This is a genomic window from Numidum massiliense (assembly GCF_001375555.1).
Lineage (GTDB): Bacteria > Bacillota > Bacilli > Thermoactinomycetales > Novibacillaceae > Numidum > Numidum massiliense.
In genome coordinates this window covers 3,351,470-3,376,082 of sequence record NZ_CTDZ01000009.1, presented here as the reverse complement: position 1 = coordinate 3,376,082, position 24,613 = coordinate 3,351,470, and the positions used below count along the sequence as shown (strand labels likewise).

General features: G+C 53.1%; 19 protein-coding genes and 2 pseudogenes. 6 read left to right on the top strand and 15 right to left on the bottom strand.

Features of this window, described 5'->3' with window-relative positions:
- Nucleotides 1–9: 9 nt before the first annotated feature.
- The 7 genes from argC to BN1247_RS15845 form a co-directional block, all read right to left on the bottom strand.
- On the bottom strand, nt 10–1,044 hold the full coding sequence (gene argC, locus BN1247_RS15875) for an N-acetyl-gamma-glutamyl-phosphate reductase (protein WP_054951242.1): 1,035 nt from the start codon (nt 1,042–1,044) through the stop codon (nt 10–12).
- Between the two features lie 272 nt (nt 1,045–1,316).
- A complete protein-coding gene (locus BN1247_RS15870; protein ID WP_054951241.1) occupies nt 1,317–1,682 on the bottom strand; it encodes a c-type cytochrome in 366 nt (121 codons plus the stop codon).
- A gap of 240 nt (nt 1,683–1,922) precedes the next feature.
- A complete protein-coding gene (gene tkt, locus BN1247_RS15865) occupies nt 1,923–3,917 on the bottom strand; it encodes a transketolase (RefSeq protein ID WP_054951240.1) in 1,995 nt (664 codons plus the stop codon).
- A gap of 826 nt (nt 3,918–4,743) precedes the next feature.
- Nucleotides 4,744–5,851 (bottom strand): peptide chain release factor 2 gene (prfB, locus tag BN1247_RS15860; RefSeq protein ID WP_147675265.1). Its coding sequence is split into 2 segments (ribosomal slippage): nt 4,744–5,775 and nt 5,777–5,851, totalling 1,107 coding nucleotides; the frame shifts between segments, so codons are not numbered across the junction.
- Nucleotides 5,852–5,959: 108 nt separating this feature from the next.
- A complete protein-coding gene (secA, locus tag BN1247_RS15855) occupies nt 5,960–8,512 on the bottom strand; it encodes a preprotein translocase subunit SecA (protein WP_054951238.1) in 2,553 nt (850 codons plus the stop codon).
- Between the two features lie 240 nt (nt 8,513–8,752).
- Nucleotides 8,753–9,307: a ribosome hibernation-promoting factor, HPF/YfiA family gene (gene hpf, locus BN1247_RS15850; RefSeq protein WP_054951237.1), complete on the bottom strand. Its 555-nt coding sequence runs from the start codon at nt 9,305–9,307 to the stop codon at nt 8,753–8,755.
- A gap of 169 nt (nt 9,308–9,476) precedes the next feature.
- Entirely contained in the window at nt 9,477–9,674 is a 198-nt protein-coding gene (locus tag BN1247_RS15845; protein ID WP_054951236.1) for a cold shock domain-containing protein, read from the bottom strand.
- Between the two features lie 578 nt (nt 9,675–10,252).
- Between BN1247_RS15845 and BN1247_RS15840 the strand changes: the two genes are divergently transcribed.
- From BN1247_RS15840 to BN1247_RS15825, 4 genes are all read left to right on the top strand, one after another.
- A complete protein-coding gene (locus BN1247_RS15840) occupies nt 10,253–10,498 on the top strand; it encodes a hypothetical protein (RefSeq protein WP_054951235.1) in 246 nt (81 codons plus the stop codon).
- Nucleotides 10,499–10,642: 144 nt separating this feature from the next.
- On the top strand, nt 10,643–10,957 hold the full coding sequence (locus BN1247_RS15835; protein ID WP_054951234.1) for a PTS sugar transporter subunit IIB: 315 nt from the start codon (nt 10,643–10,645) through the stop codon (nt 10,955–10,957).
- A gap of 35 nt (nt 10,958–10,992) precedes the next feature.
- Nucleotides 10,993–12,294 (top strand): PTS sugar transporter subunit IIC, encoded by a 1,302-nt coding sequence (locus tag BN1247_RS15830; protein WP_054951233.1) that lies wholly within the window; start codon nt 10,993–10,995, stop codon nt 12,292–12,294.
- Between the two features lie 29 nt (nt 12,295–12,323).
- Complete coding sequence (locus BN1247_RS15825; protein WP_054951232.1) at nt 12,324–12,671, top strand: PTS lactose/cellobiose transporter subunit IIA; 348 nt, start codon at nt 12,324–12,326, stop codon at nt 12,669–12,671.
- A gap of 105 nt (nt 12,672–12,776) precedes the next feature.
- On the opposite strand, the gene BN1247_RS15820 is transcribed toward BN1247_RS15825, so the two are convergent.
- The 8 genes and pseudogenes from BN1247_RS15820 to BN1247_RS15785 all read right to left on the bottom strand — a co-directional run bounded on the left by BN1247_RS15820 (nt 12,777) and on the right by BN1247_RS15785 (nt 21,999).
- Nucleotides 12,777–13,049, bottom strand: coding sequence for an HU family DNA-binding protein (locus tag BN1247_RS15820; RefSeq protein ID WP_054951231.1), 273 nt, complete (start codon nt 13,047–13,049; stop codon nt 12,777–12,779).
- A 129-nt stretch (nt 13,050–13,178) separates the two neighbouring features.
- Nucleotides 13,179–13,982: a ComF family protein gene (locus tag BN1247_RS15815; RefSeq protein ID WP_054951230.1), complete on the bottom strand. Its 804-nt coding sequence runs from the start codon at nt 13,980–13,982 to the stop codon at nt 13,179–13,181.
- 208 nt (nt 13,983–14,190) lie between these two features.
- Complete coding sequence (locus BN1247_RS15810; protein ID WP_187119808.1) at nt 14,191–15,978, bottom strand: ATP-dependent helicase ComFA; 1,788 nt, start codon at nt 15,976–15,978, stop codon at nt 14,191–14,193.
- Between the two features lie 120 nt (nt 15,979–16,098).
- Nucleotides 16,099–16,515, bottom strand: a complete 417-nt coding sequence (locus BN1247_RS15805; protein ID WP_054951228.1) for a hypothetical protein — start codon at nt 16,513–16,515, stop codon at nt 16,099–16,101.
- Nucleotides 16,516–16,603: 88 nt separating this feature from the next.
- Nucleotides 16,604–17,893 carry an O-antigen ligase family protein gene (locus tag BN1247_RS15800; protein WP_054951227.1) on the bottom strand — a complete coding sequence of 430 codons (1,290 nt, stop codon included), beginning with the start codon at nt 17,891–17,893 and terminating at the stop codon, nt 16,604–16,606.
- 169 nt (nt 17,894–18,062) lie between these two features.
- Nucleotides 18,063–18,938, bottom strand: a pseudogene (metK, locus tag BN1247_RS15795) (methionine adenosyltransferase); the annotation flags it as partial.
- A gap of 163 nt (nt 18,939–19,101) precedes the next feature.
- A pseudogene (locus BN1247_RS18465) lies at nt 19,102–19,455 on the bottom strand (S-adenosylmethionine synthetase N-terminal domain-containing protein); the annotation flags it as partial.
- A gap of 96 nt (nt 19,456–19,551) precedes the next feature.
- Nucleotides 19,552–21,999, bottom strand: coding sequence for a S8 family peptidase (locus BN1247_RS15785; RefSeq protein WP_054951225.1), 2,448 nt, complete (start codon nt 21,997–21,999; stop codon nt 19,552–19,554).
- 223 nt (nt 22,000–22,222) lie between these two features.
- Between BN1247_RS15785 and BN1247_RS15780 the strand changes: the two genes are divergently transcribed.
- Nucleotides 22,223–23,200, top strand: coding sequence for an LCP family protein (locus tag BN1247_RS15780; protein ID WP_082415967.1), 978 nt, complete (start codon nt 22,223–22,225; stop codon nt 23,198–23,200).
- A 260-nt stretch (nt 23,201–23,460) separates the two neighbouring features.
- Nucleotides 23,461–24,564 carry an LCP family protein gene (locus BN1247_RS15775; protein ID WP_054951223.1) on the top strand — a complete coding sequence of 368 codons (1,104 nt, stop codon included), beginning with the start codon at nt 23,461–23,463 and terminating at the stop codon, nt 24,562–24,564.
- Nucleotides 24,565–24,613 lie beyond the last annotated feature (49 nt).

Genomic DNA, 24,613 nt, shown 5'->3' with positions numbered 1-24,613 from the left:
CCGCATCGGTCACACATAAAGCGGCGAGCTGCTCAATCCCATCGTTTCGGGCCAACCCATCCGTATGTTCAAGTTTTGCACCGCCTGCCCAGCGGCCCCTTTGATCAAGTTGTCGATAACGGAAAAGATAATGACGCGCCCCGTGCGCTGATCGACTTGGAACGCAATGTCACAGTAGTTACTTCCAGTCACATCTTTCGTTTGCGGCCACTCCCCTTGTGGACGAAGGCGTACAAAAGGTTCCGTACCGTAACGATCTCTGTAAACGTCGCGAATGTCGCTAGGCGTCGTTCCGCTAACGAGCGAGGCATACACCGTACAGCAAATGCCGCGGCTCATCGGAATGAGGTGCGGGGTAAAGGAGACGTTAAGACTCTCGCCCGTCACCCGCTGACACGTATGTTCAATTTCCGGAATGTGTTGGTGTCGATCCACTTTGTACGGACGCAAGTTGTCGTTAACTTCCGTAAATAACAGCGGCAACTGCGCCGTCCGCCCCGCCCCGGACACGCCCGACTTCGCGTCGATGACGACTGTCTCCGGAACGATGAACTTCTGCTGCAACAACGGCAACAATGCGAGCAGTGTCGCCGTCGGGTAGCACCCTGGATTAGCTACTAACTGCGCCTCGCGCACGGCGATCCGCTCCCATTCGCTCAAACCGTAAACAGCGCGTGCTAGTTCGTCGTCTGTAGCCGTTTCTCGCCCGTACCACTCGCGGTACACCTCGCCGTCCGGCAAGCGAAAATCCCCCGATAAATCGATACAAATTAGTCCCCGCGAGAGTAGCTGCGGTACCCATTCACTGCTAACGCCAGCCGGAGTCGCAAAAAAGACAACCTCACCAGCAGTGGCGATTGCTTCGACGCTAAGCGGCGTAAAGGGCAGCTCTAAAGGACGCAAATGGGGGAAAACGTCACCGAGTGCCTCGCCAGCTACAGACGTAGAAACGAGTGCCCCAATTTCCAACTGCGGATGTGCTTCACATAAACGAATGAGTTCCAATCCACCGTAGCCGGTAGATCCTACGATGACGACACGCACGTTAGACAACCACCTTCGCAAATTATTATAAAAGTTAATCGCAACTATGAGTTTGTATTATTATACATTGACATTGATAATAATACAATAGGTGTTTTTAAAATAAATAAAACGCCCCAGTTCACCGTGTTCACGTAAACCGAGGCGTTCGTGTACTCAAAGACGAGCGCGTGGCGCAGAACGTTGCCGTCAGCGAAAGGCGGCAAAGGCGGCGCACATCCTCTTCATACACGGTACGCCGTACATTCCCGCGTTAGTTATAGACACTCCCGTTACTTATGCGCCTCTAACCACGCTGCGAGATTTTCCTTCTCGTCATCGTTTAATTTATCGCCGAGTGCGGGCATGCCACCTCGCCCGTTATTAATAATGTCGACGATTTCATCAGCACTCAAGTTTTTGCCGACCGTTTGTAACGACGGACCGGCGCTCCCTTCTAAGTTGCCGCCGTGACAACTCATGCACGTCCCTTTTTCATACGCGTCCTTCGCTGCTGCTTCATCGTAATCACCTTTTTGCGCCGCCGGAGCCTTTTCCTCGGTCGGTGCACCTTTTTGCTTGTTCGCCGCACCGCACCCGCCGAGTAACGCGAGCGACAGACATAAACAGATCGCGAGCGTTAACCACTTTCGTCGCATGAGTCACCCTCCTAACCGTCTTTTTTGCTAGGTTGCGCGGAGGAAACTCATTCTATACACAAATTTTTCTTATGCGCCGATACTCGTTGCGCCAAAAAAAACCGGCCTGTATATAAACAGACCGGCGAGTGAGTGACCGTTTATTGTCCCGTCAAAGCTAACAAGTAATCGTCCGTTAAATGTGATTAGTAATCGCTACGGAGTAAACACGCACTTTCACGGCGTAGGGTCCCCTTCACTTTACAACTTCCGCAAATGGGCAATAACGTTGTCGACGGTAAAGCCGAATTCCTCCATTAGCTTTTCGCCTGGTGCAGAAGCGCCAAAGTGGTTAATGCCGACGATCGCGCCTTTGGATCCGACGTACCGCTCCCATCCCATCGTCAAGCCAGCTTCTATAGCCACTCGCTTCGTCACTGCCGGGGGCAATACGCTGTCGCGATACGCTTCGTCTTGCGCCTCGAACAGCTCCCAACTCGGCATGCTGACGACGCGCACGTGCGTGCCTTCCTCGGCTAAGCGGCTTTGCGCCTCCATCGCCAATTGCAGTTCTGAGCCAGTTGCGATTAAAATTGCTTCTGGATCGCCGCTCTCGGCTTCTTTCAAAATGTACGCACCGCGCCGCAAACCAGTGCGGGCTTTTTCCGCCGTTTCTGCGTACACCGGCAGGCTCTGACGGCTCAAGGCGAGGGCACACGGCCCTTCTTTTTGCTCCAAAATGTAGCGCCACGCTTCGACCGTTTCGTTGGCATCCCCCGGCCGCAAGACCGTCAGTTGCGGAATCGCCCGCAGCGCAGCCATAGCTTCGATCGGTTGGTGGGTCGGCCCGTCTTCGCCGACACCGATGCTGTCGTGCGTCAACACGTAAATGACCGGTTGGTTCATTAACGCCGCAAGGCGAATCGACGGCCGCAAGTAATCGGCGAACACGAGAAACGTTCCTGCGTACGGGCGTACGCCACCGTGTAAGGCGATCCCGTTCAGCGCCGCGCCCATCGCGTGTTCGCGCACGCCGTACCAGACGTTGCGTCCGGCGTAGTCGTCTGGACTGTACATCGGGAAGTCGTTCAACGTCGTCTTGTTCGAACCACTCAAGTCGGCCGAACCGCCGAGCAACGTCGGCAAGTGTTTGGCGACAGCGTTGAGTGCAGCCCCGGACACGTTTCGCGTCGCTTCTTTTTTCCCTGCCTCGTATACAGGCAAGTCAGCGTCCCAGCCGTCCGGCAGCTCGCCCGCCAGCGCTTGCTGTAGCTGTTTGGCTAATTCGGGATAAGCCGCTTCGTACTGCTTCAGGAGCTCGTTCCACTCGCCTTCCGCGCGCTCACCCGTTTCCTGGACGACGCGAAATGCCTCGCGCGCCTCTTCCGGCACAAAAAATTCCGGGTGCTCCCACTTGTACGTCTGCTTCGTCAGCGCCATTTCTTCCACACCGAGCGGTTGTCCGTGGGCGGCCGACGTATTTTGTCGGTTCGGACTGCCGTAGCCGATATTCGTCTTAATTTCGATCAACGTCGGCTGCCCTTTGTGCGCCTTCGCCTGTTCGATGGCGCGGGCGATCGCCGCGAGGTCGTTACCCGCTTCCACGCGTAACACGTGCCAGCCGTACGCTTCAAACCGCTTAGCCACATTTTCTGTAAATGACTTGTCCAAATCGCCGTCGAGCGAAATGTCGTTCGAGTCGTACAAGGCGATGAGGCGGTCGAGCTTCAAGTGACCGGCAAGTGACGCCGCTTCTGCCGCGATCCCTTCCATCAGATCGCCGTCGCCGACGATCGTATACGTATAATGGTTAAATATATCAAACTTGTCGCGGTTGTACGTCTCGGCGAGAAAGCGTTCCGCCATCGCCATCCCGACAGCCGTGGCGATCCCTTGCCCGAGCGGACCAGTCGTCGTCTCCACACCCGGTGTGTGGCCGTACTCCGGATGGCCCGGCGTTTTACTGCCCCATTGGCGGAACTGTTTGAGATCGTCGAGTGAGACGTCGTAACCACTCAAATGTAACAAACTGTACAACAGCATCGATCCGTGTCCGGCCGACAGCACGAAGCGGTCGCGGTTCGGCCACTTTGGGTTGTGCGGGTTGTGGCGCATAAAACGCGTCCACAACACGTAGCCCATCGGCGCAGCGCCCATCGGCATGCCCGGGTGCCCAGAATTCGCCTTTTCCACCGCGTCGATCGACAGTGTGCGAATCGTATTTACCGCAAGTTGGTCTTTTTCTGTAAAAGTCATCAACGTCGATTCTCCCTTAAGTGTAATCGTTGTCGTGTACCGATGGGGCGCCTGCTTAGCAAAAAGTGACAACTTAAAGTGATCTAAGCGACCCCCTCACCGGCGATCAGTTGGCTAAACTCCCCCTTATTATACACAAAGTTGTCCGCGACGTCTTTTTCACACGCTATTTAAAAAAGGGTCTGAAATACTTCGCCCAACCTGTGTGCTCGAAGGGCGGATTTATCGTATCTTCATTGTCACAAAATAGAGTCGTGACGTCAGTGCCCTATACTGTTCTTTTCCCACTCATACGAAACGTGTCGTTGTCACAATTTGGACAGCCCCGCGACTTTAATTGTTCAGTGGTTACTGAGACGACGAAACGTGTGTTTCCCGGGCACAAAAAAAGCGTGATCGCTTGCTCGCTCGACTGCTTACGGAAAGCAATGTCGTACGTACGAATAGCAAGTAATCACGCCCACTCGACGTTTGGGTAGTTATTTTCTCTCAACTGTTAACCGAATCGTCTCCATCCCCGTAACCGCAGAATCTTCTTTCCCGGGGTCACTCAACCACGCCAATTTAAAGGCTACGTGGCCCGTCGCCCCCTCAAAGTCAGGAAATTGCAGGGGACACATCGTTTTTTGATCGGGGGGCAACATGTACTCCCAATAATATATCTCTAGACAATAGCAACTTCCTTTTGTTCTTAATAGAGAACATCTCCTCACATCCCTTCTGTATGTAAGGGATTACAAAAAACGCGTACTTTGTCAAGATAAAGTTTACTTTTTTATCTCCGACACAAAATATATATAAAAAAAACGGGCCGTTTACTGGCCCATTATTTCCCGATATGCTGCCGCAAATACGTGTCGATAAACACGTCGATCTCACCGTCGACGACGGCGTTCACGTTGCCGACCTCGACGTTCGTACGATGGTCTTTCACCATACTGTATGGGTGGAACACGTAGGAGCGGATTTGGTTGCCCCAGCCGATTTCACTTTGGTCCCCTTGTATTTCGGACAGCTTCTGCTGGCGCTCCCGCTCTTTCACTTCGTACAGACGCGCACGCAAAATTTTCATCGCCTGTTCGCGGTTTTTTATTTGCGAGCGCTCCGATTGACACGTGACGATGATGCCTGTCGGCACGTGCGTAATGCGCACGGCGGAGTCGGTCGTATTGACGTGTTGTCCGCCTGCGCCGCTCGAACGGTACGTGTCAATCTTCAAGTCTTCGCTATTAATCGTCACCTCGGCGTCGTCCGTAATTTCGGGCATGACGTTGCACGAGACGAACGACGTATGCCGTCGTCCCGAGGAGTCGAACGGCGAAATGCGCACGAGGCGGTGCACGCCTTTTTCCGCCTTCAAATAGCCGTACGCGTTGTGCCCTTTAATGAGCAAGGTGACGCTTTTCACGCCTGCTTCGTCGCCGGGGAGGTAGTCGAGCGTCTCGACGCGATAGTCGTGATCGGCCGCCCAGCGCGTATACATGCGCAGCAAAATGTCGGCCCAGTCCTGCGACTCCGTCCCGCCAGCGCCAGGGTGCAATTCGAGGATGGCGTTGTTCTGGTCGTACGGGTCGCTGAGCAACAGTTCCAGCTCGAAGGCAGACAGTTTCTCATGAAGGTCGTGCAACTGTGCGGCGGCATCGTCAAACAACGACTCGTCGCCCTCTTCTTTGCCCAGTTCGCACAGCACTTGAACGTCGTCGTACAACTCATCCAACACTTCCATCTGTTCAACTAAATGTTTCAAGCGGTTGTTCTCGTCAATGACGCGCTGTGCCTCGCGCTGGTCGTTCCAAAAGTCAGGCGCGCTCATCTCTTGTTCGAGCGCTGCGATTTGTTCCTTCTTTTGAGCGAGGTCAAAGAGACCCCCTTATTTCCGCCAGTCGTTTAGCTGTAGTCGTCACATCTTGTTTCAGTTCACTGTAATCGTTCATCAGTCATCTGCCTTTCTATCGTTTGGAAGAACGTTAACTCGCCCTTGCGTATCGTACGAACGCGTTGTGCGCTAACGTTGTATAGTGCCGACGTGGTGTCGTGCATGGTTATTCTGTCCCCGTTTTGCCGGGGGCGCCGCAACACTGTTTGTACTTTTTGCCGCTGCCGCACGGACACGGGTCGTTACGGCCTGCTTTATATTGTACGCGTACCGGTTGCCGTTTGCGCGGTTCTTCTTTTTCCGGCGGCTGGTCGTAACTGCGCGTTGTCGCCTCTTGCTCAACGGCCACTTCTTCCCGTTCAAGTTGATCACTGCTAATTTCTGTGCGCATCACGTGTTTAGAAACTTCCTCCGAAATTTCGAACACCATTTGGTTAAACATGTTGAACCCTTCGAACTGATACTCCTGCAGCGGGTCTTTTTGCCCGTAGGCGCGTAAGTGAATCCCTTGCCTGAGTTGCTCCATCGCGTCGATGTGATCCATCCATTTGCGGTCGACGGTGCGGAGCACGATGACTTTTTCAAATTCGTCCATTTGCTCCCGCGTGAGCTCGGCTTCCCGCTGGTCGTAATAGGCGAGCACTTTTTCCTCGATGATCGCCGTCACTTCGTCACGCTCACGCATTTTTATGTCGTCGACTTCTAACCGGACCGGCTCTTTTAACAAATTGCCGTTCACGTAGTCGACGATGGCGTCGACGTCCCAATCTTCGGGCACTTCCTCTTCCGGCGTGTGCAGCTCGACGACGTGTCCGATGACCGCCTTAATCATTCCGCGCACGATGTCGCGTACGCTGTCCGCCTCTAACACTTCACGCCGCTGTTTGTATATGATGTTGCGCTGCTCGTTCATGACGTTGTCGTACTGCAGCACGATGCGACGCGTGTCAAAGTTGGCACCTTCAATATGTTTTTGCGCCGTTTCGACTGCCTTTGTAAAGAGGCGCCCTTCGATTTCTTGCTCGTCGTCCATGCCAACTTTTTCCATAATCCCCTTGAGCCGGTCTTGGCCGTAACGGCGCATGAGCTCGTCCTCGAAGGAGAGAAAAAACTGCGACGACCCCGGATCGCCTTGTCGTCCCGCCCGCCCGCGCAACTGGTTGTCAATGCGGCGACTCTCGTGCCGCTCGGTGCCGATAATGTGCAAGCCGCCGCGTTCCGCCACGCCGTCGCCGAGGACGATGTCCGTCCCGCGACCGGCCATGTTCGTCGCAATCGTCACTTGCCCGAGCTGTCCTGCTTGGGCAATAATTTCCGCCTCTTGGCGGTGGAATTTCGCATTGAGCACGTTGTGTGGCACGCCTTTTTTCTTTAACATTTTCGAAAGGCGCTCGGAGTTGGCAATCGACACCGTCCCGACGAGCACCGGCTGTCCCTTGGCGTGACGTGCGACGATTTCGTCGACGACTTTTTGGTACTTTACGTCTTCGGTCTTATATAAAATGTCCGTTTCGTCTTTGCGGATCATCGGTTTGTTCGTCGGAATGACGACGACGTCCATCCCGTAAATTTTGCGAAACTCTTCTTCTTCCGTTTTCGCCGTCCCGGTCATGCCAGCTAACTTTTGATACATGCGGAAGTAGTTTTGCAGCGTAATCGTCGCTAGCGTCATGCTTTCCTTTTGCACCTGTAAGCCTTCCTTAGCCTCGATCGCTTGGTGCAAGCCGTCGCTGTAACGACGACCGTGCATGAGGCGGCCCGTAAATTCGTCGACGATGATGACGCCGTCTTCGTTCACGACGTAATCTTCGTCGCGGTGCATGGTGACGTTCGCTTTTAGCGCTTGGTTAATGTGGTGGTTTAAAAGCATGTTTTTCGTATCGAACAAGTTGTCGATGTCAAACGCCTTTTCCGCTTTGTCCACCCCTTGCTCTGTCAACGTCACTGTGCGCGTCTTTTCGTCGAGCGTATAGTCGTCTTCCCGCTTCAGCCTTTTGGCGAAGCGATCCGCGGCATAGTACAAGTCGGTCGCCTTGTTCGCTTGTCCGGAAATGATGAGCGGCGTACGCGCCTCGTCGATTAAAATGCTGTCCACTTCGTCGACGATGGCAAAGTTGAGCGGACGCTGCACCATCAGTTCTTTGTACAGCACCATATTGTCGCGCAAGTAGTCGAAGCCGTACTCGTTGTTCGTCCCGAACGTAATGTCTGCAGCGTAGGCGGCCCGCTTCTCTTCTTCGTCCATATCGTGTAAGTTCATGCCGACTGTCAATCCGAGAAACTCATAAATTTTTCCCATGCTTTCCCGGTCGCGCTGCGCCAAGTAGTCGTTCACGGTGACGATGTGGACACCTTTTCCGGGCAGGGCGTTTAAGTAGGCAGGCAACGTCGCGACTAACGTTTTCCCTTCCCCGGTCTTCATCTCGGAAATCTTTCCTTGGTGCAGGACGATCCCCCCGAGCAATTGCACGTAAAAGTGCCTTAAACCTAAGACGCGCTTCGACGCTTCGCGCACGACAGCGAACGCCTCGGGCAACAAGTCGTCCAGCGTCTCACCTTGCGCGAGCCGTTCCCGAAATTGCGGCGTTTTTTGCTGCAGCTCTTCGTCAGAGCAGCGGCTCACTTCCGGCTCTAACGCCTCTATTTTATCGGCAACTTTCGTTATTTTCTTTAGTTCGCGGTCGTTTTGACTAGGGAACACTTTGCGTAAAGCTGACATTAGAGACAATGCACATCGCTCCTTTCACTGTCGCTCAACAAAACGCTTTTTGAACACGATCTATAAGCGAAAACACATACTGTATATTTTATCACGAATGGACGCGCAGTACCTAATCGATCGTAAAAAAAGCAAAAAAAGGACCTGCTCGAAAGAGCAGGCCCCGTTTTTTTATACCAATCACATCTCATAATGTCGTCTAAAGTCGCAAGTCTCATACAGCTATTAATACCTGGCGCCTTACGCTTCCGGTTCGATCAAGCCGTAGCGCCCGTCTTTCCGTTTGTACACGACGTTTACTTCCCGCGTATCGGCGTTGGAAAAAACAAAGAAGTTATGGCCGAGCATGTCCATTTGTAAAATCGCTTCTTCCACATCCATCGGCTTAAACGTAAACCGTTTCGTACGCACGACTTCAAATCCAGCCTCGTCGTTTTCGTCGACTGCTGGATCAACTTGGCCGTTAGCTTTAAACAGCGTCCGCAAGCTGCCGTTTTGCCGCGCTTTGCGGTTCACGCGGGTTTTATATTTGCGGATTTGCCGTTCGAGCTTTTCGACGACGAGGTCGATCGACGCGTACATGTCCGTATTGCTCTCTTCTGCCCGCAACATGACGCCCGGAAAAGGAATGGTCACTTCCACTTTGTGAATGTCTTTGAGTACGGTTAACGCGACGTTCGCCGGCGACGTCGGTGCGGTCGTAAAATACTTTTCGATCCGGCTCAACTTTTTCTCGACATAATCGCGTAAAGCGTCCGTGACCTCGATGTTATTTCCCCTAATGTTATATTCCATAACATTGGTTCCCTCCTTAAGCGCTTTAAATTCCCCACTTACATAGCAGAATCGCCCCGCTGCTATACTTCAATTATACCAGTTAAACGGTAAACAAGTTGTTAAAAAACCCCTTGGTGCAGTTGCCAAGGGGTATCGTAATTGTTGAAAAAACGCGTCTCCGCAAAACCTACAGTTTCACGACGTTGGCCGCTTGCGGACCGCGGGCGCCTTCTACAATTTCGAATTCAACGCTTTGTCCTTCTTCTAACGTCTTAAAGCCCTCTTCACTGATCGCGGAGTAATGGACGAATACGTCCCCGCCGTCTTCGCGCTCGATGAAACCGTAGCCTTTTTCAGCATTAAACCATTTAACTTTGCCTTGCATTAACTTACACAATCCTTTCTCGTTTAAAGAGTGATATGAGAGGGCATCTCATTCAATGTTACTATACCACTTATCCTCATTTTTAGTCAATGACAGTATATTCACTAACTATTATCCGCGCCGTTTCACCCAGCTTTTCCACAATAGAAATAGGCGCGCAGCAAGTTATGCACAGTTTTATCCACACAATCCACAATATCGTGTCCACATCCTCCACAATATAGATTGGCCACGGCAGTTACTTAGCAATCACATAGAAATTGGCAAACGTTCGCGAGTATAGCTTCGGCACGCGCACAAAAGTGTGCAATGTGTGCGGATTTTCGCCTGCACCGTGTGATGGATGGTGTCACCCGTTCCCTCTTAATGTGTGCAATGTGTGTGCAGCGCTTATTTTTACTTGAAATCGCCCGCTACTATTGAGTTGGCATGCTTCTTGCTTATTTATTAAGTGACAAGGTGTTTCTGGAAAAACAGCACATACAGTGCAGCTGGCCGGGAAAACCTATCTGGTACTCCGATACGTCAGCAACACTTTGTCTTTGTGGTAACGCGCACGAAGAGAGGAGGAAATCCACATGAGTTCGCGCTTTGCTAAAGGGTATGCCGCTGTATTTGCTTTCATCTGGATCGGTTACGGACTGTACGCAGTCGTACGCGGCACACCTTCTTCCGGTCTCGTTCTCGCCTTCGGCATCGCCTTTGCCGTCCTCATTTTCGCCGCGACGCGACTGAGCCAGTGGCTCATGAACAAACATTACCGCGCGTTCGACGAAAAAGTGAGCGCCGCACTTCGCCGCAAAGCAGACGGCAAAAAGGCGTGACAAAGGACACATTAGGCATATGGAGTATATTGGGCATGTGAACTATTTGTCGACCGCCTGCGCGGACACCAACTTCAGGAACTACGATTCCTTTAACTTTGTCATAAAAGCCGATAACTAATACGCACAGTGGAGGGATTTATCATGGAACAACCGATTAAATTGATCATTTTGTGCAGCTGGGGCGCAACGTCGAGCCAGTTAGCGAAAAAAGTACAAGAAGCAGCAGAAAAACGTGGCGTTGCGCTAACAGCCGACGCTGGCGGCACCGGTGAATTTAGCAAAAAAGCGGGCCAATACAACGTCGCCCTATTGGAACCGCAAGTGCGCCACTTGAAAAAAGAAGTGTCGAAAGTGGCTGAGCAGCACAACATTCCGCTCGAGCTCGTCGACCAGTTCGCTTTTGCCATGATGGACGGAGATAAAGTTCTCGACCAAGTGCTGAACATGTTGAAGTAAGTCGCCACGTCCAATACGATTAGGAGGAGCAAACGATGGACAATTTTATTAAATGGCTCGAAAAACACTTAATGGGCCCGCTCGGGAAAATGGCGCAAAACATTTATTTACAATCGATTCGCGACGCTTTCGTTATTTTTGCCCTTCCGGTCATTTTAACGGGATCGATTTTCCTCATTATCGCCAACCCGCCGACGGCGATTGAGTGGGGACCGATCCAAGCGTGGGCGAAGGCGGTCGAACCGATTCTGCCGCAAATTAACTTCCCCTTCCAGTTGACGTTCGGTCTCATGGCTGTAACTGTCGCTTTCGGGGTCGGGTACAGTCTCGCCGAACGACGCGAAATGGACTCAGTGATGGCAGGGATTCTGTCCATGCTCGCCTTCTTCATGACGGCGTTTCCGATGACCGACATTACGAAAGTGCCGTTTGGAGAAATTTTGACTTACCTCGGCGGTGAAGGTTTGTTCGTGGCGATTATCCTTGGAATATTAACGACGGAAGCGATGCGCTTTCTCATTAATAAAGGGTTTGCCTTCGAAATGCCTGCCGGGGTGCCGCCGTACGTCATGCGCACGTTCCGCGCCCTCGTACCGTTTTTGTTAATTTTACCGACCGTCTGGATTTTGCAGTGGATCGTGTGGGCCAACTTCGGCATCACCATTCCGCAAGCCGTATTGAACATTTTCAGCCCGCTCGTCGCCGCCTCGAACTCGTATCCGGCTGCACTCGGGATGATCGTGTTAATGCTGTTGCTCTGGTCGATGGGGATTCACGGGATGAACGTCGTCGCTTCGGTCGCGTACCCGTTCTGGATGAAACAGTTGGCCGAAAACGCGGCGGCCGTCAGCGCTGGCGAAGCAGCGACAGGGATCGTCACCGAACCGTTCTTCCACATGTTTACACACATCGGTGGCTCGGGAGCGACGTGGGGGCTCGTCTTGTTCATGCTCTTCTCTGCCTCGCGTCAGCTGAAACAAGTCGGTAAGACGGCACTTGTTCCGACGATTTTCAACATTAACGAGCCGGTCATTTTCGGGGTGCCGATCGTCTTAAACCCGCTTATGTTTATCCCGTTCATTTTAGGCCCGGCGATTGTCGTGACGATCAACTACATGTTGTTCGCCACCGGTATTTTACCGCCAGTTATTATGCAACCGCCGTTCACGGTACCGATTTTCATCGGCGGCTTCTTGGCGACAGGTGGCTCGGTACTCGCGGGGTTAGTACAAATTATGAACGGTGTCATCTGTGCCCTCATTTACTGGCCCTTCTTTAAAGCGTACGAAAAGCAGTTAGTCAAACAAGAAGAAGCCAGAGCAGCACAACACGCATAAGACAAACATAGTAGTAGGAGTGGTGCATCGTGGAATTAGAACAAACGATCTTCCAACTTGTCTTGCACGGAGGAAACGCGCGCGGCGAAGCGTACGAAGCGCTCGACGCGGCGGAAGAGGGCGACTTCGCCACGGCAGAAAAACATTTGCAACAAGCGGAAGAAGAGTTTTTAAGTGGACACAAGTGGCAAACGGAACTGATCCAAACGACTGGTGACGAGGTGCCGAGTTTCTTGTCGATTCACGCGCAAGACCACTTGATGACGGCTCTCGCAGAAATGAATCTCATTAAACGCATGATTCACAGTTACCGCGTCATCGAACAGTTGGAGAAACGCATCGAGAAACTAGAAGCAAAAGCCACTAGTGACAACTGATTAGCCCACTGGAAACTATCGCGCTGTTAGCGGGCGTCATAGTTAGTGGAATAAAAATATAACGCACAGCGCCCCGACAGTTGTTCGGGGCGCTGTTCTACTTCTCTAGTTAACCGATTCTTTTAATTGCTTACCCGGTTTGAATGCGGGCACCTTACTCGCTTTGATCTCGATTTCTTCACCGGTACGCGGGTTGCGGCCCTTGCGCGCCGAACGTTCACGTACTTCGAAGTTACCGAAACCGATGAGCGAAACTTTCTCCCCACGCTGGAGCGCCTCAGAGATCGTCTCTAGCACCGTATCGACGACGGCCGTGGCGTCTTTCTTCGTCATGCCGATGTCCGTCGCCACTTTTTCGATGAGATCCGTTTTGTTCATTCCTAACACTCTCCTTTATTAAATGCTAACTTTGAGCACGTTGTATAACGTTTCATTCTCTTTCTAACCCGGATGCACATAAAATATACCTATGTTCTGAAGTTTTGTAGCATTTTTTGTTCGATCGCCTCAGCGAGCGAACGTGACGGCTAATAGTCGCGGCACGCCGAGTTGCGACAGTTCGCGGGCACACGCCCGAAGTGTCGCCCCCGTCGTATAGATGTCGTCAACTATCAGTAACGTAACTTGGCGGTAAAAGTTTCTCCTCACCGGCACGTTCACGGAAAAGGCACGGTCTAAACTGGCCAGCCGCTGCTGCCTCCCCCGTTTGCTCTGTTTTGGCGTGTCGATGTCGCGCGCAAGCAAGTGGTGTAGCGGAAGGCGCAGCTGCCGCGCGATGACGGCCGCGAGCAAGGCAGCCTGGTTAAACCCTCTCTCGGCCTCGCGCCGCGCGTGCAGCGGTACGTACGTGACGACGTGCGGTAGCTGGCGGCGATACTCGCGTTGCACGAGCTCAGCCATTAAGAGACCGAGTGGTACAGCGAGCGACTGCCGCCCGCGGTATTTAAAGACGCTAACGAGCTCGCGCGCCAGCGGCGTATATTGGACGACGGCTCGGTTTGTCACGAGCGGCACACCGCTAAACCGTTCGCAATCGCCACAAATGTGCGCTGCGTCCACTTCAGCAGCCGCGTCCACTACGCCGGTCGCATCTGGTGGATCGATCCCGTCTGTAGCAATTGCCGTATCCGCCGGCAGTTGCCGCCCACACTGTTCACAGCGCGGGGGCGCGATCCATCCAATTTCTGCGGTGCATTGTGCACAAAGCGACACGCCTGTCACCGTGTTCCCTGCCCGCCGCGCAAAGGCACGCGAACAAAAAGCACACCTATGCGCCTGCGGAAATAAGGCGCGCTTCCAGAACGCACACACCCCCGGTCACCTCTTTCACCCATGCCACATTTTTTCTTGCCAGCTAACTACCTTCCCACCGTGGGACAGCCTATTCGACGCATGAGATCCCCTGCCCGCCGTAACCGGTACGGTTCCGTAATAGATTGTACCTGCTTACCGCGCGGTAGTCATACGGCACGCGGCATCGCGCGCACAACTTGTGCGTGCCATCCGCTCTTGTCCAACGTCACTCATCCAGCCACCCGCGTGCCTGCGCTTCCCGATTCATGCGTATAATGTGCTTCCTCGCCCGCAGTTGCTCCGCTGTCCACTCTGCGGCAACCCAATAGACGATGCCGCGCGGGTGAGCGGCGGAACGACCGGCGCGCCCGGACATTTGCACTAACGCCGCTTCATCAAAGATCGGGTGATCGGCTTGCAAAATGAGCACGTGCGCGTGCGGCACCGTCACTCCCCGCTCCAAGATTGTCGTCGTCACGAGACAGCGGAGCTCCCCCGCGCGGAAGCGGGCCACTTTGTCCGTACGCGCTACGTCGCGACTCGACACTCCGGCGACGGACAGGTCAGGCACATACCGATTCAGCCACGCAACTGTAGGAACGATCGCCGCCACACTCGGCACGAACACGTAGGCTTGTCCGCCCGCTGCAGAGACGTGCGCAAAAAACTGCTGCACTTCCGCCAGCCGCTGTCCGCGTATGAGACGTTGCCACAACCTGCGCTCGCGCGCGAGAACCGGTTCGGGGAGGGGACGGCGGTGGTGACGCACCGGAATCGTCACACCGGGTAATTTCCCTGCCCAAAACGCTGCTTGCTGCTGCCTGGACGGCGTCGCCGTCAACCACAATTGCTGCCCTCCTGCCACGAGTGCACGCGTTACCGCCGCCGCCAACACCGCGTCGCCGCGGAAAGGAAAGGCGTCGATTTCGTCGACGACAATAAGGCGGAAGGCGCGATAGGCCCGTAACAGTTGGTGCGTCGTAGCGACGAATAGCTCGCCCCTATCCCACGTTTCGGCGCTATCGCCGTGTAAGGTGACGACGCGAGTGTCTGGGAAGGCTACCTTAAGGCGCGGCGCTAACTCGTAGACGACGTCTTTGCGCGGCGTCGCTACGGCAACCCGCTGCCCACAGCTCAATACGTGCGCGATCACGGCAAACGTCATTTCCGTTTTTCCAGCACCGGTAACGGCCCACAACAACATCGTTTCGTCGCGGCTGCTACTGACGAAACGGACTGCTTCGTCCGCCGCCCGCTGCTGTGCCGCTGTTAACGTAGGCGCCGTCGCGACCGTCACCCGATGGCTGCGTCGCCACTGCTGCCCCACGGCGTCTTGTCGCCCGCTCGGCAAAAACTGCAAGAGCGGCGTACAGGCCGTGCTGCGCCCGAGCAACAAACAGTACTCACAGTACACACACGATTGGCCACAAGTCGCACACGACACCTCTCTGAGCGCCGTACGTCCTGCTTGACAGCGCTCACATTTCCATGCGGCTGCTGCTTTGTGTCTCTCAATCGCAGGCAAAAGGTGTGCCTCACCTCGTAGCACACCGACTTGTAGCGCACGGTTAACGCGCCGCGCCGTGAGTAAACAGTGGTCGGGTAGCGCTACTTTAACTTCCAGCAGGCGGTACACTTCAGGTAACAACAGCGATCGACCAGCGCAGAACGGCTGCCACTCGTGCCATTCTGCTATGCACGCCTCCCAACTGGCCACATCGAGCGGTGACACTGCGGCAATCCGTTCCCCGCGAGGCTGGCCGCGACGACTGTCGCGTGGACAATCGTGACGAAGACGGCCACTGTGACGGGAGCCATCTTGGCGACGGCTGTCGCAGCGACGTTTTCGCCACCTCGATCCGATCCGCTTCTCTACCGCTAGCAAACGTGCCACATCGGCCGCCGCTTGCGCCACTTGCCGATACTTCCACCACGCAGCCACGCGGGCGCCACGCACGTGCCAGTGCGCTGCATCGACTTCTGGCGCTAGCGTCAGAAAACATTTTCCGTTCATAACATACGTGTAAACATCCATTGACACCAACCCGTCATCCGTCGATCACACGGCGTTTAGGGCAATTATATCAAAACTCTCAATCTACTTACAGTGCCTTTTTTGTACATTTTGCTTTCCCTAAAGGTGTTGGACGACACTTTTAAGGCGCAGGTCGGTCGGCTGGCGCAAATCGAGTACGACGGGCTGTTTCACTAATAGCCCATGTGGAATGAGTTGTTCAGCAGACTCACCCCGCTCCTCAATTGCGTATTCTATAATTTCTAGCCACCGAAAACGCCGTTTTAGACGTACGAGGATGGCGCGTGTGTCGTCTTGAGAGCCTAAGTCGATACAGACGACCTCACAATTGACGCCGCGTAGCCAGTTCCAAAACATATACGTCCTTACCCACCATTCGATGGTCGATTGACTATCCGCTGCAATGATGACGAGGTACTTTTTCGTTCGGGGCCTTTTATGACGCGTTCGCGAATGGAGGAACAGTCCAGCAGCCGATCCAGCTGCAATAACGAGCGCACAGATCCAAACGAACATCTTACCCCCTCCTTTTCTGCATTGTATGCAAAGCAGGAGGGGCGAGTGTCTGACAAAAAACTAGTATTTTCCATAAAAAAACCCCCACTTATTTGGGGATTAAATGAAAGGCTTGGGCGACGTGCGCCATTTTGCGCTTCGCTGCTTTCGCTTGTTTATGCGGTGCGAGTTGCAGCCAGCGAATGTGCATGAAAGCAAGCGACGTTATAAACAGCCACCCGGTTTGCGGCACGAGGATCGTGTAGTCGGCAAACCCTTGCCCCACATAGGAGGCGACGATTGACAATAAGACGATGGCTAAACCTTTATCGCGCGCATTGTCCGCCATAGCGAACCATTGAATACCGCGTACGACTGCCGAGACGAACAACAACATGAACAGACAAAACCCGACTATACCAAAATCGACGGCAATCCCGATAAACATATTGTGCGCGTGAAATTCGTAAACGCCGAATTCGTGTAAAAATACTTCGCCAAAGTGAAGGGGCAGTACGCCGACTAACCAATTGTCATTAAATATGCGTAACGCGCGCTCCCAAATTTCAAAGCGTAGTAGCATGTCGGAGCCGAGACTATCATGCCGCGGCAATAAATCGGCGTTCGCGGCCAAAAAGATGCCGCAAGCGATGAGCCCGACGACGTAGTGTGAAACGTGCAGGCGCTTCATTTCGCGCCGTACCCGTTCGCCGTATACGAACACGAACTGCACCGCGAGTCCAAAGCTGAGTGCAATCCACGCCATGCGCGTTTCCGTAAGCGCAATCCCGACTAAATAAGAACCTGCGACACCCGTCCATAATATCTTCGCCTGGACGGTCTGCCCTGGGCTAAGCAACTTGTAAAAAGCGACGAGCGCTAATGCAACTAACAGCGAAGCAGCCAAGTTGGCGTTCCCTGACGTACCCGTACTTCTAAGCGACTCGGTCGGTTTCCACGAGTCTAACCCGAAAAAGTACCCCACTGCATCCGGCATGAAAGCAAAACCGCCCCATTGTTCAATGAGCATAACGACGATGATGCCGACTCCGGCCACACTGGCAAACGTAAGCCCCCGGTCAAAGTCGCGCACAGTCACTTCTCGCTTCATCCACCCGTAAACAGCAAAGTAAATGAGAAACGCAAGGATGGACACAAATCCCCACATCGTCTGCTGTACGATGGTTGCAATGACGGCGACCCCGGCGAGTCCGAGTAGCGCAATTGAGACAAGGTCCCGATCGCACAGCGACCAGCGGTACTTCCATAGGGCTAATCCAGCGATGGCAGCCAAGCATATGCCCGGTAGAATCGGTGACATGACAGTACATAGTAACAGCGCGAGCAACAGGCGGTTTTGCGGCCCGTCCTCCACAACGTATTGCTTATTTATTTTCACGATGAAATCCCCCATAAGGCTTTTTTTCTCACCCTACTATATCAACGTAAACTGTGTACGAAAGGGTTGCCTATATACGCCTTATTTGTTAAAACTACCATTTTTATGTGTGTGTCATATAGCAGCTGTTCTTCTGTAAGTGTCGCAACTGCGGTTATATGTTTGACGTCTACTCTTCATTCGTTAAAGTGTTCGCGTCTTTTTGCAGCGCTTCAGCGACATCAATCCGCTCCCAAGGCAAATCGAGATCCGTGCGCCCGAAATGGCCGTAAGCGGCAGTCCCCTGATACAACGGTTGCTTTAAGTTTAACATATTTATGATACCGTTTGGGCGCAAGTCAAAGTACTTACGAATAAGCTTAACTAACACGTGCTCAGGCACCTTGCCCGTTCCAAACGTATCGACGCTAATCGAAACGGGCTGGGCCACACCGATCGCATAAGCTAACTGCACCTCGCAGCGCTCCGCCAAACGAGCTGCGACGATATTTTTGGCGACATAGCGCGCGGCGTACGCGCCGGAGCGATCCACTTTCGTCGGGTCCTTACCGGAAAAAGCGCCGCCCCCGTGACGCGCGTAACCGCCGTACGTATCGACTATTATTTTCCTTCCGGTTAAACCAGCATCCCCGTGCGGTCCACCAATGACGAACCGTCCGGACGGGTTAATGAAATATTTCGTTTTTTCATCCATCCAGTGGGACGGAATAATGGCGTTAATAACGTGCTGCTTCATATCCCGCGTAATTTGTTTGAGCGTCACATCGTCGGCGTGTTGGGTAGAGACGACGACCGTGTCGACGCGCAGTGGCTGATCGCCGTCGTACTCGACGGTCACTTGCGTTTTGCCGTCAGGCCGTAAGTAAGGTAGCGTGCCGTCGCGGCGCACTTCACTCAAACGGCGGGCTAACTGATGCGCCAAGGAAATCGGTAGAGGCATCAATTCTTCTGTCTCATTACACGCATAGCCAAACATTAAGCCTTGATCCCCCGCGCCGAGAGCGGCTTCTTCGGCTTGGCCCCGCGTATCTGCTCCCCGCCCTTCATAGGCGACATCGAACTACACGCAATGGGCGGGAAAACTGAGGGCAAAAGGAATTGGGGAGAGCAACTATTTCTTCTGTTCCATAGACCAAAAAGCAAAACATTAGTCTTTGTCCCCCCGCGCGGCGGGGGCTTTCTCCGGTTTGGCCCGCCGTATCTGCTCCCCGCCCTTCATAGGCGACATCGACGCCAGCGGCAATTTCTGGCGACTGTTCGTCGATCGACGTTAATACGGCACACGTACTTGCGTCGAAACCGTACTTTGCCCGCGTATAGCCGATATCGGCGATCGTCTTGCGCACGATTTTCGGAATATCGACGTAACACGTCGTCGTTATTTCACCGGCAACGAGGACGAGCCCTGTCGTAATCGCTGTTTCACAAGCGACTCTCGCCTCCGGATCTTGCTTCAATATCGCATCGAGCACAGCGTCCGAGATTTGATCACAAATTTTATCAGGATGACCCTCCGTCACCGATTCGGACGTAAACAAGCGTCTCCCTCGTTTATCTACCATTCCTATTCCTCCGCATCGTTAAAAACTACCCTCGAAGTTTAATATTAGCGCAACGCGTTGTCAACTGTCAATGTCGGCTAGAACGCACAGTTTTACCTATTCGCCTGACAGCGATTGATCGGGAGCGCGCAAATGTGCACCCGACGCACCCATTTGATAAGCGGTCGTCTCGGTACCCGACAAACGCCGTACACGGACGAAGTACTTGCCCGCAGACAGTTTTTCCGTCCACTTCAGTTCACCGCTGCGCGGATCCATCGACTTGTTCGCAACCGCAGTCAGTTTGTCGTTGTACAAAACAAGTTCCAGCGGCGCATCGTTCTCGACGATCGTCGTCGTTAACGTGACCTCACTTTCTTCCGTAAGCTGGAACTTGTACCAATCGTAATCGACGGAGCCCGACAGTGACGCATTCACAGCCGTGCCGTTAGGTAAATGAAGTGCCTGCTCGGAAGAGTTGCTCGGCTCGTTGCTGTCTGCCACGAGCGGTTCGTAATTGATCAGCAAATCGTACTTCCCCATCGACGAGCTCATATTGCCGTCGCTGACGCGTATATAGTAAACGCCGCCTGCTTCGGCGCGGATTGTCCGCTCCTCCCCAGCGAGAGGGCTACCTTCGTCTAGCAACACACCGTACGTCCCGCCGAGCTGTTGGATAAAGAGGACCGGGTTAATGCGTGGACTGCTCGCGTACAGTTTAACCGTCAAGTTACCCGCCTCTGGCGTTTTCACGCGAAACCAATTGTGCACGCCTTCTTTGTGGAACGTCCCTTCGATCAAACTGTCATTTAACGGATCTAATTCATAAGCGTTCCACGGGTGATCGTTATCCGCATACGCGTCGGGTGCAGGCATGATTTTTGTCTCCACGTTGTAACTGACGTATGGACTGGGCTCGTCCTCCGCAAAGCGGAAGCTGAGGTACACCTCTCCTGGATCGACCGTGACGAACACGTCGTCGCTCTCTGTTAAGTTGTACGTGACGAACCCGCCTTTCCCGGGTCGCTTGACACGCATCTCCACCCCTTTTTCCAACGCCCGCGGCAACTTCACGTGTATTTTAAGGTGGTAGTTAATGTCCGTTCCGATTTTTGGCACGTCGAACTTAAACCACTCTTCGGTGGCTCCTTTGCGCAACACGGAAGCAAACGCGCTGTCGACCGACACGCGCGCCGCACGCTCCTGGCTGTCGTTAGCTGAAAAAATAGTCGCCTTCGGCAGTTCCGTCAATAGGCGAGCCATATTCAACCGCCCGTAACCAGTCTGTTCGCTCCAACCGTCTTCGTAACTGTCAGCCGTCTGCCGCAGAAAATTGCGCACCCGCTCCGGAGACATCGCTGGATCGTGCTGCATGACGACGGCCGCAGCAGCTGCCACTTGCGGCGTAGCGAACGAATTGCCGTCGATATAGCGAAAGCCCCCACCGACGTTCGTCGTCCAAATCATCTCGTCCGGAGCGACGAGATCGATTCCCGGCCCGCGGTTTGAGTATGGATCGTACACGCCAGCTGTCGTCACGCCGCCGACGGCGAGCACGGTCGGAAAAGCGGCCGGATAAAAAATCGGCTCGTTAATGCTCCCTTGCCGGTTGCCCGCGGCTGCGGTAACGAGCACCCCCGACTGTTCGGCGTATGCTACCGCGTCGCGGGCGTTTTTGGAATAAGCCCAATCACCGAGCGACAGCGAAATGATGTCTGCGCCACGGTTGACGGCCAGGCGAATCGCTTCCGCCATATCGAAATCCGAGCCGCCTTCTTTGACCCCATCCCGATAACCCATCACTTTAACCGGCATAATCTTGGCCGAATGTTTCGTCGGAGCAACTGGTTGGTCGCCGTCAATTAACCCGAGCGTTTGCAAGAGGACGCCGATGACGCTCGTCCCGTGTCCGACTGCCCCGGTGCGCGATAAATAATCGTCGTAGCCGCCGTAATCTTCATTGTCGTTATACATCTGTTCGATTTCTTGCGCCGTTTTGCCCCGCTCCTCCGGGTAAAGCACGTCGTCTTCAGTTATATCGTCTGCTCCCTCACCAGGAGATAACACATTCGTCTGTTTCACGAGATGTGGTGCAATTAACGGGTGGTTCGTGTCGACCCCCGTATCGATCACTGCAATCGTGACATCCCGCTGTGGCTTAAACCGTGGGAGCGCTTCAAATACTTTCGTCATCTGTAAAAAATAGTCGCGAGGAGGCTCCCATTGAGCAGCCTCCCCTAGAACAGGTTCGTTGTTTAGTTTATAGTCGAAGTTCGGTTGAATGTACTCGATTTGATCGTCTAATTGCCACTCGACGAGCCACTTCTCCTCATCGACATCTGGCTTCACCTTAACGAGCATCGTGTTGTCAGTGTCGTTTTGCCGCAACACGTCAACCGTCCTAAGGAACTCGCCCTTCGGCTGCGCCTTCCACTTCACAACCCATTCTTTCGTCTCCGCCTCTTCTTTAGTATTCGTTTGTTGCTTATTCTCCGAAGCTGGTTGGCAGGCGACTGGCAGCAGGAGTAACGCAATGACAAAGACACTCATCAGTTGCTTAAACATAACGGCCTCTCGCCTCCTGTACGTACTATTCCTTAGTTTATCACGACAAGCGAATATCACGCTATCAAATTGGCAACAAAAACTGTGACAGTTTTTTTCACTCTCATTTTCGCCCGTGCTCGCTTATTCACACTTACACACGTTTACTTGAGGGAAATAGTGCGCATTTGCTGGCGCCGTTTGTGCATACTATAATAATAACTATTCAGCTGGAGTCAGTGACATGTCCAAATCGAGGAGCACACGATCGCGCATATTACTTTTCACCCTAACTTGCCTTAGCCTGCTACTAGCGTTCGCGCTAACAGCCGTATTCACGGGAGAGCAGCAACAACCGTCTGGCGGCGCTTCAGGACGCCACATAAAATCAGAACCGGAGCAGTCGCCGCAGCGATACCGCGATAAAGGCGAGTATATGGACGAACCTCTTAGCGACCGCGCACACCCACGCAAACGCCTTAGCAAGCAACCGCTCAGTATACTCGTCGTCGGCATTGACGAGCGACTTAAGGACAGTGGACGGACGGATACGATTATGGTGTTTACTGTAAATCCAAGAGACCGCTCCATTAAAATGCTCAACATCCCACGCGACACGAAAACAGTGCTCGCAGACGTTTCGGGAGACGCATATGACAAAATCAATCACGCATACTCCCGTGGCAACGGGATCTCCTCGACTAAAAAAACAGTCGAACAGTTTCTCGGCATCCCTGTCAACTACACAGTTAGTGTCAATATGAAAGGTTTCACGCAAATTGTCGACTTATTCGGGGGGGTCGATGTCCACGTCAAAGACAGCTTTGCTTCACACGGCTATCACTATAAACGAGGCTCGATGCAACTAAACGGCAAAGCCGCGCTGTACTATGTCCGCGAACGGACAAACAGTTCCGACTTTGACCGCCATCGCAGGCAGCAACAAGTCGTCCGCTCCTTAGTCGCACGCGCCTCGAAATGGTCGACACTCGCCAACATAACCGAGATCTTGACTGTTTTTGGCCAAAATGTAAAAACCGACTTAACTCCGTGGCAAATATTTCAACTACACCGTTTGTACGGTCAGGTCGGTAACGACAACATTGAATCGTTGCAACTAAGTGGACGCGATGAATGGTCGGATGCGTATTATTTTGTCGCCGACGAAACGAGTAAAAAAAACATTGTCGAAACATTACACGCGCATCTGCAGTTACAATAAGTAGGTTCGTCAGATCGGTTCGTTGGAGGGGAGTTGAACACCACTTTTAGCAAGTAAGCGCTATCAATGCGCGGCGTTTTTGTCATATTTTGTCGTTTTTTCACCTACTACCCTGTTGCCGAAATCCAAAAGAAGCATTATGATAGGGTAAACTAATTTCTAACAAAAATAATATGTGGTACGTTCATAGAAAAGCGACAGAATGTTTCGGTCACATGCTAGTATGAAAATTTTTCTAAAAGAAATGAAGTGAGGTTAATATGGAGAAGATCAACGAGAGTCGCAACGATCGGCTCGAAACGAAGCGTAAAAAGCGCAACTGGGTGCTGCGCATTTCGTTGCTGCTCATCGCCTGTCTCGTCGCCGGGGGTGGACTGTACTTTTGGCAGCTATATAATAAGTTTGACAAAACTTTCCATCAACTCGGCCGCGGCGACAAATCGGAGCTACGTGAAACGGCGATTGCGAACGACGATCCACGTGCCTTTCTCATTATGGGCATCGATAAACGTTCCGACGAAGAAGACGTCGGTCGCCCAGACGTGTTAATGGTCGCCACAGTGAACCCGAAAGATAAGTCAATGAAGCTCTTGAGCATTCCGCGCGACACGTTAACGTATATTCCAACCTTTAATGTGGAGGACAAAATTAACCACTCGTATTCGCTCGCGGAATCAGAAGAAGAAGGAACTGGCATTGAGAGCACGGTAAAAACAGTTGAAAGGTTATTGAACATCCCGATCGACAACTATGTCGATGTCAATTTTCACGGTTTTGTCGATATCGTGGACACACTCGGCGGCGTCGATGTGAACGTGCCGCGGGACTTCCGCTCCAAGGCGTTCGACGGCGAACCGTGGCGCTATTTCAAAAAAGGCCCGGCCCACCTAGACGGTGAAGATGCCCTTGCGTATGTGCGCATGCGTAAAGAGTTCGGGGACGATTTAGGCCGTAACGAGCGGCAGCGCGAAGTGTTGACGAAGCTCATAACGAAGGGCAAAGACTTCTCTAACGTCACGAAAATTGACGATTTAGTCGATGCGCTTGGCCAGAATGTGAAAATGAACGTCTCGGCGAACCAGTTACTCGAGTTTCAAGGATTAATTAGCGGGATCTCGGGTAAGGACATTGAAACCCTCACCTTGAAAGGGAAAGACTTAAACGACGGTGTTTACTATTATGTGCTTAATGACGGCGAGGCCGAACGCGTCGGAAATTTATTGCGCAAACACCTGGAATTACCACCGATCATGCACACGACGACGGGTGACCAAAACGGTGCAGAGGCTACGGAAGGTACAGGCAGCGGGGATTTAGAGCCGGAATCGGCGGACACGGAGGCGCAAACAGAAGCGGGGCAATAAGACGAGCACACACCGTACCCCACAAGTTGAATGTGAGCGAGCTTGTGAT